At 37.1% G+C, this 13,131-nt stretch carries 11 protein-coding genes; 2 read left to right on the top strand and 9 right to left on the bottom strand.

What is annotated here, in order from left to right; all coding sequences use genetic code 11:
* Positions 1-108 precede the first annotated feature (108 nt).
* The 5 genes from BMX63_RS06880 to BMX63_RS06860 all read right to left on the bottom strand — a co-directional run bounded on the left by BMX63_RS06880 (position 109) and on the right by BMX63_RS06860 (position 8,666).
* Complete coding sequence (locus tag BMX63_RS06880) at positions 109-1,710, bottom strand: ABC-F family ATP-binding cassette domain-containing protein (RefSeq protein WP_093133319.1); 1,602 nt, start codon at positions 1,708-1,710, stop codon at positions 109-111.
* 140 nt (positions 1,711-1,850) lie between these two features.
* The gene (cshA, locus tag BMX63_RS06875) at positions 1,851-3,347 is read right to left on the bottom strand and encodes a degradosome RNA helicase CshA (RefSeq protein ID WP_245732754.1); all 1,497 of its coding nucleotides are present in this window, start codon (positions 3,345-3,347) and stop codon (positions 1,851-1,853) included.
* Between the two features lie 291 nt (positions 3,348-3,638).
* Positions 3,639-7,277, bottom strand: a complete 3,639-nt coding sequence (locus tag BMX63_RS06870) for a dynamin family protein (RefSeq protein WP_093133317.1) — start codon at positions 7,275-7,277, stop codon at positions 3,639-3,641.
* A gap of 94 nt (positions 7,278-7,371) precedes the next feature.
* Complete coding sequence (locus BMX63_RS06865) at positions 7,372-8,343, bottom strand: P1 family peptidase (protein ID WP_093133315.1); 972 nt, start codon at positions 8,341-8,343, stop codon at positions 7,372-7,374.
* An 86-nt stretch (positions 8,344-8,429) separates the two neighbouring features.
* Entirely contained in the window at positions 8,430-8,666 is a 237-nt protein-coding gene (locus BMX63_RS06860) for a ferredoxin family protein (protein WP_093133313.1), read from the bottom strand.
* 174 nt (positions 8,667-8,840) lie between these two features.
* Here BMX63_RS06860 and BMX63_RS06855 point away from each other — a divergent pair, with 174 nt between their 5' ends.
* Together BMX63_RS06855 and BMX63_RS06850 are read left to right on the top strand one after the other, a co-directional pair.
* The gene (locus BMX63_RS06855) at positions 8,841-10,031 is read left to right on the top strand and encodes a M14 family metallopeptidase (protein ID WP_093133311.1); all 1,191 of its coding nucleotides are present in this window, start codon (positions 8,841-8,843) and stop codon (positions 10,029-10,031) included.
* A gap of 94 nt (positions 10,032-10,125) precedes the next feature.
* The gene (locus tag BMX63_RS06850) at positions 10,126-10,515 is read left to right on the top strand and encodes a cbb3-type cytochrome c oxidase subunit I (protein ID WP_177167223.1); all 390 of its coding nucleotides are present in this window, start codon (positions 10,126-10,128) and stop codon (positions 10,513-10,515) included.
* 48 nt (positions 10,516-10,563) lie between these two features.
* Here the strand turns inward: BMX63_RS06850 and BMX63_RS06845 are convergent, their stop codons facing one another.
* The 4 genes from BMX63_RS06845 to msrA all read right to left on the bottom strand — a co-directional run bounded on the left by BMX63_RS06845 (position 10,564) and on the right by msrA (position 13,090).
* Positions 10,564-10,938 (bottom strand): VOC family protein, encoded by a 375-nt coding sequence (locus BMX63_RS06845; protein ID WP_093133307.1) that lies wholly within the window; start codon positions 10,936-10,938, stop codon positions 10,564-10,566.
* A gap of 15 nt (positions 10,939-10,953) precedes the next feature.
* Positions 10,954-11,664 carry a DNA/RNA nuclease SfsA gene (gene sfsA, locus BMX63_RS06840; protein WP_093133306.1) on the bottom strand — a complete coding sequence of 237 codons (711 nt, stop codon included), beginning with the start codon at positions 11,662-11,664 and terminating at the stop codon, positions 10,954-10,956.
* Positions 11,664-11,867, bottom strand: a complete 204-nt coding sequence (locus BMX63_RS06835; RefSeq protein ID WP_093133304.1) for a DUF6501 family protein — start codon at positions 11,865-11,867, stop codon at positions 11,664-11,666. Before BMX63_RS06835 ends, sfsA begins: the two co-directional genes overlap by 1 nt.
* A gap of 260 nt (positions 11,868-12,127) precedes the next feature.
* Positions 12,128-13,090, bottom strand: coding sequence for a peptide-methionine (S)-S-oxide reductase MsrA (gene msrA, locus BMX63_RS06830; protein ID WP_093133302.1), 963 nt, complete (start codon positions 13,088-13,090; stop codon positions 12,128-12,130).
* Between the last annotated feature and the right edge of the window lie 41 nt (positions 13,091-13,131).

Below are 13,131 nucleotides of genomic sequence, written 5' to 3'. Positions count from 1 at the left end.
CTCCCCATTTTTACAATTTATGATTTAATCTTACCTTTTTTTAACAAAGATGTAAATATCATATAGAAAAGAGCTACCTATATAATAAGTAGCTCTATTAATAGCTGGTTAGCCTATGTTTACTCCCTGATACTCGAGATATTCATCATAGGTCATCTCTTTGTCAAGCACTCCATCTGGTCTTATATCAATAATACGATTGGCAAGTGATTGAATAAATTGATGGTCATGGGAAGTGAATAAAAGTACACCATTAAATTTGATTAACCCATTATTTAATGCTGTAATTGATTCTAAATCAAGGTGGTTTGTCGGCTCATCAAATAATAAAACGTTAGCCCCGCTTAACATCATTTTCGAAAGCATGCAGCGAACTTTTTCACCGCCAGAAAGGACATTAGCCTTTTTCATTGCTTCTTCACCTGAAAAGAGCATTCGGCCAAGAAAGCTTCTTAAGAAAGTCTCTGTCTGATCTTCCGGGGAGTACTGACGCAACCAATTGACAAGGTCCTGATCATTATTTTCAAAATATGGAGCGTTATCCTTTGGAAAATAGCTTTGAGACGTGGTAACACCCCATTTAAAGGATCCTTCATCTGGCTCTATTTCCCCCATTAATATTTGCAGGAGGACTGTATTTGCTCTTTCATTATCCCCAACTAATGCGACTTTATCATCTCGTTTCAGTGTAAAACTGACATTGTCCAGAACCTTTTCCCCATCAATCGTTTTACTTATACCTTCAACAAATAAAACATCATTCCCAATTTCTCTGTTTGGTTTAAAGTCTATATACGGGTATCTTCTTGAAGAAGGCTTTATATCGTCGAGCGTAATTTTATCCAAAAGCTTTTTCCTTGAAGTTGCCTGCTTAGATTTAGAAGCATTTGCACTAAAACGTGCAATAAAGGATTCCAGTTCTTTAATTTTATCTTCTTTCTTCTTGTTTTCCTCTTCTGCCATTTTTTTGGCTAACTGACTCGATTCATACCAAAAGTCATAGTTACCTACATATAATTCGATTTTTCCATAATCAATGTCCGTAATATGTGTACAAACTTTATTTAAAAAGTGACGGTCATGGGATACCACGATTACAGTATTTTCGAAGTTAATCAAAAACTCCTCCAGCCATTGTACGGCTTTAATATCTAAATGGTTTGTCGGCTCATCAAGAAGCAAAATATCAGGCTGTCCGAATAACGCTTGAGCTAAAAGAACTTTTACCTTTTTAGAACCTGTTAATTCTGCCATTTTCACCTGATGAAGGGATTCATCTATACCAAGCCCGGTTAATAGCTTAGAAGCATCTGATTCAGCTTCCCAGCCGTTAAGCTCAGCAAATTCACTTTCCAATTCAGCTGCTCTCATTCCATCCTCATCTGAGAAATCGGGCTTCATATAAATTTCATTTTTCTCATGCATGATTTTATATAGACGTTCATGGCCCATTATGACAACTTGAAGAACTTCATCCTCTTCATACTTAAAATGATCCTGTTTTAAAACGGCTAATCTTTGACCTGGGGTAATTTGTACATCACCGGTCTGCGCTTCTATTTCACCGGATAAAATTTTGAGAAAAGTGGATTTACCGGCACCATTAGCACCAATTAACCCATAACAGTTACCAGGCGTGAATTTAATATTAACATCTTCAAATAGCTTACGATCACCATACCGTAAACTCACATTTTGAACGTTAAGCATGTTTTATATTTCCTCCAATAACTTGAAACTTGAAACGTATGGCCCATTATATCATGATTTATGGAAGAAAAGATAGTTTGTAACGGGAAAATGAACAGAAAAAAGCTAATGGTCCGATTACCATTAGCTATCTATTTCCTTTATGATTTGTTACCTTTTGATCCCCAGTTTTTCTTGTTCTTATTCCGCTGGTCTTTTTGATGTTTTCTATCTCTGGGCTTGCGATCCTTATAGTTTCGATCCTTGTATTTACGATCCTTGTAGCCTCTATTGTTTGAGCGTTTCCGGTTTCCACCATTATTTTTTGATTTCTTCACACGAAGTGGAGCAATCGATGTTAAATGAACAGGGGTACGATCAGGCTCTTTGGTTAATAATTTAATCGCTGCTGAGACTAATGAAACGGAATCAATATCATTTAAAAGATTTTCCGCCATCGTTTTATATTCTTTAATATCATCACTTTCTGCAGCTTCTCTTAATTGATCAAGGGCTGTTTGTTTATTTCCTTCAATAACATCGCTGTAAGTAGGAACTGATTTTCGTTCAATCTTCGTTTTTGTCACATTTTCAATTGCTCGCAAGTGACTAATTTCCCTTGGCGTAACAAGTGTAAGAGATAACCCCTTCCTGCCTGCTCTACCTGTACGACCAATACGATGAACATAGCTTTCGGGATCCTGTGGGATATCGAAATTATATACATGGGTTACCCCTGAAATATCTAATCCACGTGCCGCTACGTCTGTAGCAACCATAATATCAATGGTTTGTTCCTTAAACAGACGAATGACATGATCTCGCTTCGATTGGGATAAATCACCATGAATCCCCTCAGCAGAATAACCACGCTTCTTCAAACCTTCTGTAAGCTCATCTACGCGCTTTTTCGTCCGTCCAAACACGATGGCAAGCTCCGGGGATTGAATATCTAATAAGCGGGAAAGTACATCAAACTTTTGGTTTTCGGGCACATCAATATAATGCTGATCAATATTTTTAACGGTCATTTCTTTTGTTTTCGTACGTATTAACACTGGATTGTTCATGAATTTCTGCGCCAGGGCTTCGATTTTATTTGGCATTGTCGCCGAAAATAGCATCGTCTGATGTTCGGACTTAATCGCTCCGAGTATTTCTTCAATTTCATCAATAAAGCCCATGTTCAGCATTTCATCTGCTTCATCTAAGACAACTGTATGAATATGATTTAAACGGATCGTTCTTCTCTTCATATGATCAATTAAACGACCAGGTGTAGCTGATATGATTTGAGGGCGTTTTTTTAATGCTTTGATTTGACGGTTAATATCCTGACCACCATAAATAGGTAACGTAAAAATACCTTTTTTAGCTCCGATACGATTTAATTCCTCTGCAACCTGTACAGCTAGTTCACGAGTAGGTGCTAAGATGACACCTTGAATATTTCCACTAGTGGTGTCCACTTTTTCAACAAGTGGAATACCAAACGCAGTCGTTTTACCCGTTCCAGTCTGCGCCTGTCCAATTAAATCTTTTCCTTCCAATCCTGCAGGAATCGCCTTTGCCTGGATAGGAGTGGCTTCTTCAAACCCCATAGACGAAATAGCCTGTAGTGTATGTTCACTAACATTAAAGTCTTTAAAATTTGTCAATCTGACTCAATCCTTTCCTATGCTGCCTATCTTACATATATCTAATCTACAATTAGTATGTATCCTGAACTTTGAATTTACCCTGTTTACCACGATTAAATCCCATCAAGTGGGCAACAATCATTTGTTTTTTTCCGTGAGGTAGTATACTTCCATACTTTAGCAAGTTTAAAGGAATTTTCCTAAAAAATCTAGTTCAACCTATCAAAATGTTTGATTTCCGACTATTAAAATTTTTTGGGTATTTTAATATGTGGTCTAGTGTATAAAGGCAGCCGCGGGAAGCTACCTTTATATATCAGCCAAAGGCTTTAACTGTTCATAACGAGTCTTTAGCATAGTTAAATCAATGTCGTCTGTCAAGCTATAAAATAGACCTTCAAAATATTGATTAATGGTTGTATACCAGCTTGTTTTTATATTGCCCATAGTTTGTTCCCACTGATTCAAATAATTTTGGATTACATGATGACCTTCTTTATTTAGATGTTCCTTAACGATAGGCTTGAGCAAGTTTTGTAACGCCTCTTGCATTTGCTCTTTTTTATTTTGTTCAAAAAATGATTTCGTACTTTTATACGTAGCAAATACCTTTTCAAATGGCTGCCAGTCAAAATCTCTTATATTTAATTGAATTGCGGGTGATTCAAATTCCGTAAAAACATCCTTTTGGAAGGTAATGGGATAATCCTCGATTTGTTCGTGGCTTTGCAGATCCTCATTGATTTTATTTATTTGATTATTCATAAAAGCTTCGATACGCAGCTCGGTTGCCTGCCATTCACGAATCAATTTTTCATTCAAATAATCAACCAATTGTATAAATGCCTTCTGCAGTTCATCCTTCCCTTTTCTTCCATTTGATTTGATAGTAGCCGGATTAATCGTTTCTTTAAACAAATCAGAGAAGCTTAGAAATACCCGTTGATTAATATAATAAATAAGTTCTTCCATTTCTTGTTTTATCGCCTTTTGATGACGTTCAAATGAAAGGTCATTCATCCATTTAAGGATTCGCTCTCTATCTTTTTCATAAATATCTTTCTTCATTTGTTTTTCTTCTATACTCATAGAAGCGCGTTTTCTATATTCATCCAGCGTACTAACTACGCGTTTAATATCATGAAGAGCAGAAAATATCATCATCCCTGTAAGTTCATCCTGTATAAAAGTTGTGAAATCTTGTTCAAAGTCTGCAAGGCCCGATAAATCAGCCTGCTGGTTCACCTGTTTCTCCTTTAATGCCCACTTACTGGATACAGGGTACATTCTTGGGTTATGGATACCAAAATTTGAAAGCTGTTCAGTAACATACGATTGAACAAGACCTAACTCCCCATCACTATCCGCTAAATCCTTAGCATTAATAATGAAAAACATTTTATCTAGGCTGAACACATCTTTAACACGACCAAGCTGGATGAGAAATTCCCGGTCAGTTCGTGAGAAAGCATGATTATAATAAGTAACAAATAAAATAGCATCCGAGTCTTTAATATATTCAAAGGCAACGTCAGTATGTCTCGCATTTACAGAGTCAGCCCCGGGGGTATCCACTAGCGTAATACCGTTTTGTGTAAACTTACAATCATAATAAAACTCGACCCATTCTACAAAACAGGCATAGGTTTCATCTGCAATGTAACTTGATGCATTTTGAATTTGAGTGGTTAATTGATCATCTAAATATGGACCCATCTCCTGATAACCTTTTTGGAGAGCCTGTAAAAAGGACAGATTCTTTTTTTCATTTTCTTCTACAAACTGGTTTATATCTACCGACTCCAGCCAATACATAGCTTCACTTAGCTTTGTAAAATGATTAGGAATATGTTTTCCAGCATGCTTAATGTCTTCTAAAAGGTGATGTTCATTTTTAATTTTTACAACAACCATACCATGTTGGTATTCATCATTTGGTGGACTAATCTTATTAATGGTCGCTGTAGTCGGATGAGGAGAAACAGGCAAAACTTCATTCCCTAATAACGCATTGGCAAAAGATGATTTTCCTGCACTGAATGCACCAAACAAGGCTATAGTAAAATGTCGATTCTTCATTCGTTCCTGTTTTAGCGCTAATTCTTTATATAGATTCTGAAACCCAGTCATGTCATGAATAACATTTTTGGTTTTACCAAGTCGCTGAATCATGTCTTCAACAGGGACAGAAGGAGGATGGGATATTGAATCTTGATTATGATGAGGTGAATCTTCTTCCTTGAATACTTTTCGATTAACGATATCATCGGACACCGTCTTTTCATATTGGACTCCCTCTTCCATGTTGTGAAGCACTTTCTCAATCTTATAAATATGTGATTCTGAAGAGATTACTTTTCCATTAAAAATTTCCTTAAGCCTATGAGAACGTTCTTCAATAGTCCGGTGAATCTGTTGAATTTGTTCTTTAATGGAGTTATATTCTTTTTGTTGTTCAAGCTGATCTTGTTTTGCCTTTATTTGATCACTTTCCCATTTTTGTATCATGCTCTTCATCTTTTCCCAAATGGATAAAACCTGATCTTTCGTACATGATGTTAAATCAGCTGTGACATCATTCGTGTATACCAGTACATAGTCTCCGGTAACCTCAGCACCTTGTTTGATAAGGTCCTTTACACGATTAAAATCATAGGAAATCGTAAAGCTTTGTACATCCTGCAGAATCTCTTCATCACTTACGTGGTAAGTCCTGGCTATTTCCAGTAATACATCACGAATGTGAGACGTCAATTGTACCTCAGCTGTTTCCATTAATGATTGATAAAATGTTTCGTGACGCTCTCGTCTTTCTGCTTCAGTCTTTTTTCTGGCCATTAAAAGTCCGATTTTGAAATTCGGCTGCATCGCTTCTAAAAAACTCTTCGCCTTCTCCCGATTTTCATAAGGCATTAAATAAGCATTTTTAAATAGATCACGAAGCTTCTTTTTTAATAGATTTTCAGCTTCCTGATGGAATGGCGTTGACTCATCTATTTCCTTTTCCAGTTGCTCGGAATACCCATTTTCTTTAAATTCATCTAACCTTCTTTGAAGATCCACTAATTCCTGGTTATACTGCCCTTTTACATATTCAATATGATCCTTTATAAGAGAGAAAGCAGAATGGTTAATCGTATCCTCAATCAAACCTTCTGTTCCGGAAGTAATGCTTTGTACTAATTCCCTCATCTCATGTAACTGATTTAATGGATGATTTTCATTTTTTAAGGAAGTATAATAAACAGCTTCTGGTTTAATATCCCACTGTTTTAGTGCTTTGTCGACACTGTTTTTAAAATCCATAAAAGAGAGTTCTTCATCCTGATGCTTATCAATTTGGTTTACAACGATGTAAAATGGTTTGCCACGGGACTGTAAATTCTTTAAAAATCCCAGGTTTACTTCCGATTGAACATGGTTGTAGTCCATAATATAAAACCATACATCTACAAGGTGAATACTTGATTCGGTCATCATCCGATCAGCATCATCTGATGAATCAATTCCCGGTGTATCTAAAATCGAAACATTTTGCTTGAGCTCATTTATCGGTTTTCCGATTTCGATTTGTTGAATCGTATCTCCATCTCTACAAAGAGATTTAATCACATCCATATCAAGTAAGCTTGAATAATGTACAGGTGCATCTTTCCTAAAGAATACTTTGGTATAAGGGTTTGCATTTTTAATTTTTACAAGGTTGGCACTAGTTGGAATGGGACTTGAAGGTAACAGGTCGTCGGAAATGAGTCGATTAATCATAGAAGATTTACCTGCAGAAAAATGCCCCGAAAAACCAATAATCATCTCTTTATCCTGGTATTTCTTATAAAGATCCAAAAGCTTCTTTATTCTTTTTTTATCCCCATATTCATCTAATTGTTCATATAGCGTTGCCAGCGTCTTCAACTTCTTGTCACTTGTTTTATTTGTGTAGGTTGTCATTTGTTTTCTATAACTCCTTTTCCCAAACCCCTGTTTATAAAAATTTTACTGAAAAAACAAGCATGATAATAGCCTTTTTCTATCATTATACTCGTTACGTAATATCTTGATAAGAGAAAAGTCCGTCTACACCTTTTGCAGCTTTAACTCCACGCAAAATCGCTTTTTCCATTACAGTTGAAGCAAGCATCCCAAGGCTATTTAATTCCACTTCAACTTGATTAGAGCTCATGGTGAAAATCGTATCTCCATCCACTAAAGAATGAGAAGGGCGCATAGTTCGGGCCAGAGAATCATGTGTGATTGAAGAAATTTTATTGGCTTGTCCTTTTGTCAGTTTAGCATTCGTCACGAGCACACCAATCGTCGTATTTCCTTTAAAACGATTCGTTTTTTCATATTGATTAAGTTGAGAAAGCAGATTTTCTTCTGAAGATAGAAGAGTACTGTTATTAGAATCGTAAGCACCTGCGATAATCTCTCCTGTCCCTGGATCAACCACATCCCCAAAGCAATTCACAGCAACTACAGCACCAATCTGAAAACTCCCGATTTGAACGGCATAGGTACCCAAACCACCCTTCATAGCAAATTCAGGTCCTAAAGCCTTTCCGACTGTTGCACCGGTTCCAGCACCAATATTTCCATTCATATCCTCTTGCTTAATAAAGGCATTTTGACTAGCCTTATATCCCATTTGGTGATCTGGACGAATAGCTGGATTGCCTGGAAGTAAATCAAACAATATGGCCCCAGCTACAATCGGAACCCTTGCCACCTGAACATCAAATCCAATCTTTTGTTCCTCTAAATATTGCATAATCCCCCCACCTGTATTTAAACCATAAGCGCTGCCACCTGACAAAAATACCGCATGAACTTCTTCTACCAGATTATTGGGGTCTAATAAATCTGTTTCTCTTGTGCCGGGCGAGCCTCCTCGAACATCCACACCACCAATAGCTCCCTCTTCACAAATCACAACCGAACATCCTGATAAAGCTACATGGTCCTGAGCATGTCCTAATCGAAATCCCTCAAGCTCCGAAAAAGCAATTTCCTTCAACTTTATTCCGCTCCTTTGGCTACCATTTTAAAACTTTCTAAGAGTACAAAAAGGACTGCTTCAGTGGGATGAAGCAGCCCTTATATCTACTCTTGAAAGAATTTTCTATTCAATTCTATATATTCATTTTCCTCTTCAGGAACATCGTCCTCATGATAAATGGCTTCAACTGGGCAAACTGCTTCACAGGCACCACAGTCAATACAGATATCCGGATCAATATAGAACATATCTTCGCCCTCTTCTATACATTCAACGGGGCAAACTTCTACACATTCCGCCGACTTTTCGTCCTTACACGGCGAAGTAATAATAAATGCCAAAATAAGCCCTCCTTTATAGTTAAATTCCCCTTACTTATATGATATTAGATGTCCACAATTTAAAATCCTCTTTTTTATCACTTTTTTTAGAGATAATTCTTCATTCTTTTACAAATAATCAAGCATGTTTAATCATATATTTTACGTGAGACTTGAAAATATAGGGGGTACAGCATGAATATTACCGTTCAATCCGGCGACAATTTCTGGTTGTATAGTCAAATCTTTAGGCTTCCTCTTCAACTTATTGTAGACTCAAATCCATCCATTAATCCTAACCAGTTAATGATTGGTCAAACGATTAAAATTCCAGGCTTTATTCCTGATACCTATACAGTTCAATCTGGAGATACATTGTGGACCATCTCTCAACAACAAAATGTAGCTTTTCAACAGCTCTTGTTTATCAATCGTCATTTGGAGGCTAACAACCTGATTACTGGTCAACAAATCACTTTACCAAGACAAGTTACATGGCGTGTAGTTAATGGCTGTCAAGAATATTCGTATGACAACCTGATTAAAAACATGCAACAATTAGCCTATATTTATCCATTTATGTCCCTGTTTGAAATTGGTCAATCGGTAATGGGTAAACCGATACCCGAACTTGTTATTGGAAACGGAACAAAAAAAGTGCATTGGAATGGCTCCTTTCATGCTAATGAATGGATAACCACTCCTATTATGATGACCTTCTTAAATGATTATTTACTATCTCTGACAAATCAAAAGCCTATACGCGGATTACATGTTCATCCATTATATTATGAGACTTTACTATCAGTGGTTCCAATGGTTAATCCTGATGGTGTCAATCTGGTACTGGAAGGTCCTCCTGAGGAAACATATTATCGAGATCTTGTTCTGGACATTAATAATGGTCGTTCGGATTTTACCCATTGGAAGGCAAATATTCGGGGAGTCGACTTGAATAATCAATACCCTGCAAGATGGGAAATTGAACAGGAGCGTAAAGAACAAAAACCAGCTCCTAGAGATTATCCTGGAGAGACTCCCTTGACTGAACCCGAAGCAAATGCCATTGCTGATCTTACAGTTAATCGTGATTTTGACCGCTTATTAGCTTTTCATACACAAGGAGAGGTGATTTATTGGGGATTTGAAAAATCAGAGCCAGCTGTCGCAGAAACCATTGTTAATGAATTCGCACGAGTAAGTGGGTATGAGCCCATCCGAACAGTAGATAGTTATGCTGGATATAAAGATTGGTTTATCCAAGAATGGCAACGCCCCGGCTATACCGTTGAGCTTGGAGAAGGGGTAAATCCGTTGCCCCTAAGTCAATTTGAGGAAATTTATCAGGAAGCTACTGGCATATTCCTGGCAAGCCTCTATATATAAAACGCTTAATGCTCCATAAAATTATACTTTGGTATAGTTCCCAGATTATGAATAGCTCTATAAAATAAGTTTGAATACTTCAAAAAGGAGTTGGATGATTTTGGGGACATTACTGATTAAAATTTCGACAGTGTATTTTGTTATTGGGTTTAGTATTGGATATTATATGTCAACATCCCATCAATATACGCTAACAGGGGTACATGTTCATATTAATCTGCTCGGCTGGACCGCCTTAACCCTAATTGGAATTATCTATGTGTTATTTCCGCATCTTACAGAAAGGGTATATGCTAAAATCCACTTTTGGTTACACAATGTAGGACTACCAATCATGATGATTTCTTTAGCAGTGATGTTACAAACAGGAAACATGAACAGCATACCCTTAATTACTAGTTCAGCTGTTGGAGGTACACTTGTATTAATAGGGGTCGTCTTTTTTGCATTTAATATAATTGTTAACCTAAATGATAAAGCGTAACTAAAAAAGATCCGGACGGGAATTATTGCTCCATCCGGGTCTCATTTTTCATCCAACTTCCTTTTCTAAAAATTCAAGTCGATTTCCAAAGGGATCCGTAGCATAAAAACGTCGATATCCAGGTAGGCGATTATCTGTTTTTACTTGTACGTCATGCTTTTCGAGATGGTCCCTTAAATACTGTAAATATTCAATGTAAAAAGCAGGATGAGCTTTTCGTGCAGGGTTAAAGTCCTCCTCTACACCAATATGTAATTCCTGATTTCCACATCGAAACCATACGCCCCCATTTTTCTTAAGAGATTCCGGCTTTTCGATTTCTTCCATACCGAGAATACTGCCAAAAAAAGTTCGAGCTTTTTCCTCACATCCAGCAGGTGCTGCCAATTGAATGTGATCAATCCCCTTCATCGTATAAAACATTTTCCCAACTCCCTTTTAAATTTGTACAGGTATTTGTTCTTCTAATGTGATTCCCTTCAGACTGACTTTACAGCTTAACGCTTTTATGTCCACGCCAGCTTCTTTCGCATGCCGAAGCACCGTTGAGAAATCCGGATCAATCCAGTCTGCAGGTTGTAGACGTTTAATGTCCTCACGCTGACATACAAAAAGAATTCCCGTTGAATGTGTGCCCTGTTGCCGAATCTCTATCAGCTCCTCAACATGTTTCTTTCCCCTTTTTGTAGGAGCATCTGGGAAGTATCCAATTTCATTTTGTGCCATTGTAACACTTTTTACTTCAAGCAAATAAGGAAGGTCTTCTCCTTCTAATAAAAAGTCCCATCTTGATTTGCCAAATGTATATTCCTGCCTTTTAAAAGTTAAATGGCTAAAGTCTGGCAAAACTTTCTCCTGAAGAGCCAGTTTAATTAATTGATTCGGTAAGGTTGACCGTAAAGATATCAGCACATCACTATTGGGCCTAGTAATTAGTTCAGCAGTCCATTTAGTTTTGCGCTGGGGATCATTATGGTATGATACATAGATGAGATTTTCCGGGATGAGTAGCTCTTTCAAACGACCAGGGTCTTGCAGGTGTACGGTAATGGGCTCATTTGTGTCTGCTAATTTACATGTAAGGATAAAACGATTTTTTCTCTCTATAAAAACAGAGGGATAAAACTTTCTATTATTAGGAAGAAACATTAGACTTCCTTAAAATAATCCTTAAAAAATCCACCTATTTTCCCGGAATTATCAATAATAAAGTAAAACTCCTCTGTTTCATTTTTTACATCGTATACCTTGCCTGGCGTTAAAACATTATTAACGATATACTTTTTTGCATTCGCATGCACACATTCGATTTGCTTAATTGTATCCCTGTGTTCCCAATGTTTATGAATCATTTTTCTACACCTTTCTTATTTAAAGTATATGTATATAAATAGAGGGAAGGGCATATCCTCACATGAAGATAAACCTCCCATTTTTATAATCTTTTTTACTCACGGTTGTTGTCATGTTACGGCTCCATAGGTCCAAAGCTGACATCAATTAATCCACTACATGAGCAAAAACGTGTCATAATGTTTTCTGCTTATGCTGCCTGGCGCTTTCGCTTTTCAGAACAGTCTTTTTTCACATGAGTAATACTTCCCGCAGCGTTTTACTCAAACAAGTATAAAAGTTTACCGTATCCCTTTTCTTCCATTTTATCTTTAGGGATAAATTTCATAGCTGCTGAATTCATACAATATCTTAGACCACCTTTATCGGTCGGTCCATCTTCAAATACATGACCCAAATGAGAGTCAGCATAATTACTTCTCACTTCCATTCTTCTCATACCATGTGATGTATCCAGGTTTTCTTTTACTTGCTTATCATAAATCGGTTTCGTAAAGCTTGGCCAGCCACAGCCTGCATCATACTTATCCCTGGAAGAAAATAAGGGCTCACCTGATACAATATCAACATAAATCCCCTCTTCTTCATGATCCCAATATTCATTCTGAAAAGGAACCTCAGTGCCATTTTCCTGTGTAACCTGATACTGGATTGAATTTAACTGTCTCTTCAGTTCATCAAGATTTTTTTGTTTTCCCCAGGTTTGTTCAATGAAATCCTGGCGTCCAGAACCTTTTTTATACATTTTGTAATGAAGAGGATTTTTCTGATAATAATCCTGATGATAGTCCTCAGCTGGATAAAAGGTTGATGCAGGCAAAATTTCAGTAACAATCGGTTTAGAAAATTTTCCGCTCTTTTCTAATTCACGTTTGGACTGTTCAGCAATGCTCTTTTGTTCTTCATTATGATAAAAAATGGCCGTTCGATAGGAATCTCCTCGATCATTAAATTGTCCTCCGGGATCAGTTGGATCAATTAATGTCCAGTATATCTCAACAAGATCTTTATAGGGAAAAATATCTGGATTAAAGGTGATCTGTACGGCTTCAAAATGTCCTGTTGTCTCACTGCATACTTCTTCATAGGTTGGATTTTCCTTATGGCCACCCGTATAACCGGAAATAACCGATTCGATCCCGGGACGGGCATCAAAAGGCTCCACCATGCACCAGAAACAACCTCCTGCAAAGGTTGCTTTTTCTAATTTCTCTTGTGACACGAATACATACCCCCTCTATTTCTTCTAAGTTACTTCTATTT

Source organism: Salinibacillus kushneri (genome assembly GCF_900111405.1).
Lineage (GTDB): Bacteria > Bacillota > Bacilli > Bacillales > Alkalibacillaceae > Salinibacillus > Salinibacillus kushneri.
Note: the sequence above shows the minus strand (reverse complement) of the source record. Positions and strands in the feature narration are given on the sequence as shown.

Excerpts from the sequence above, each read along its gene's own strand:
- BMX63_RS06880 (WP_093133319.1), bottom strand. The coding sequence starts at position 1,710 with ATGCTTAACGTTCAAAATGTGAGTTTACGGTATGGTGATCGTAAGCTA.
- BMX63_RS06845 (WP_093133307.1), bottom strand. The coding sequence starts at position 10,938 with ATGTTTTATACGATGAAGGGGATTGATCACATTCAATTGGCAGCACCT.
- BMX63_RS06835 (WP_093133304.1), bottom strand. The coding sequence starts at position 11,867 with ATGATTCATAAACATTGGGAACACAGGGATACAATTAAGCAAATCGAA.
- BMX63_RS06870 (WP_093133317.1), bottom strand. The coding sequence starts at position 7,277 with ATGACAACCTACACAAATAAAACAAGTGACAAGAAGTTGAAGACGCTG.
- BMX63_RS06855 (WP_093133311.1), top strand. The coding sequence starts at position 8,841 with ATGAATATTACCGTTCAATCCGGCGACAATTTCTGGTTGTATAGTCAA.
- BMX63_RS06850 (WP_177167223.1), top strand. The coding sequence starts at position 10,126 with ATGATTTTGGGGACATTACTGATTAAAATTTCGACAGTGTATTTTGTT.
- sfsA (WP_093133306.1), bottom strand. The coding sequence starts at position 11,664 with ATGTTTCTTCCTAATAATAGAAAGTTTTATCCCTCTGTTTTTATAGAG.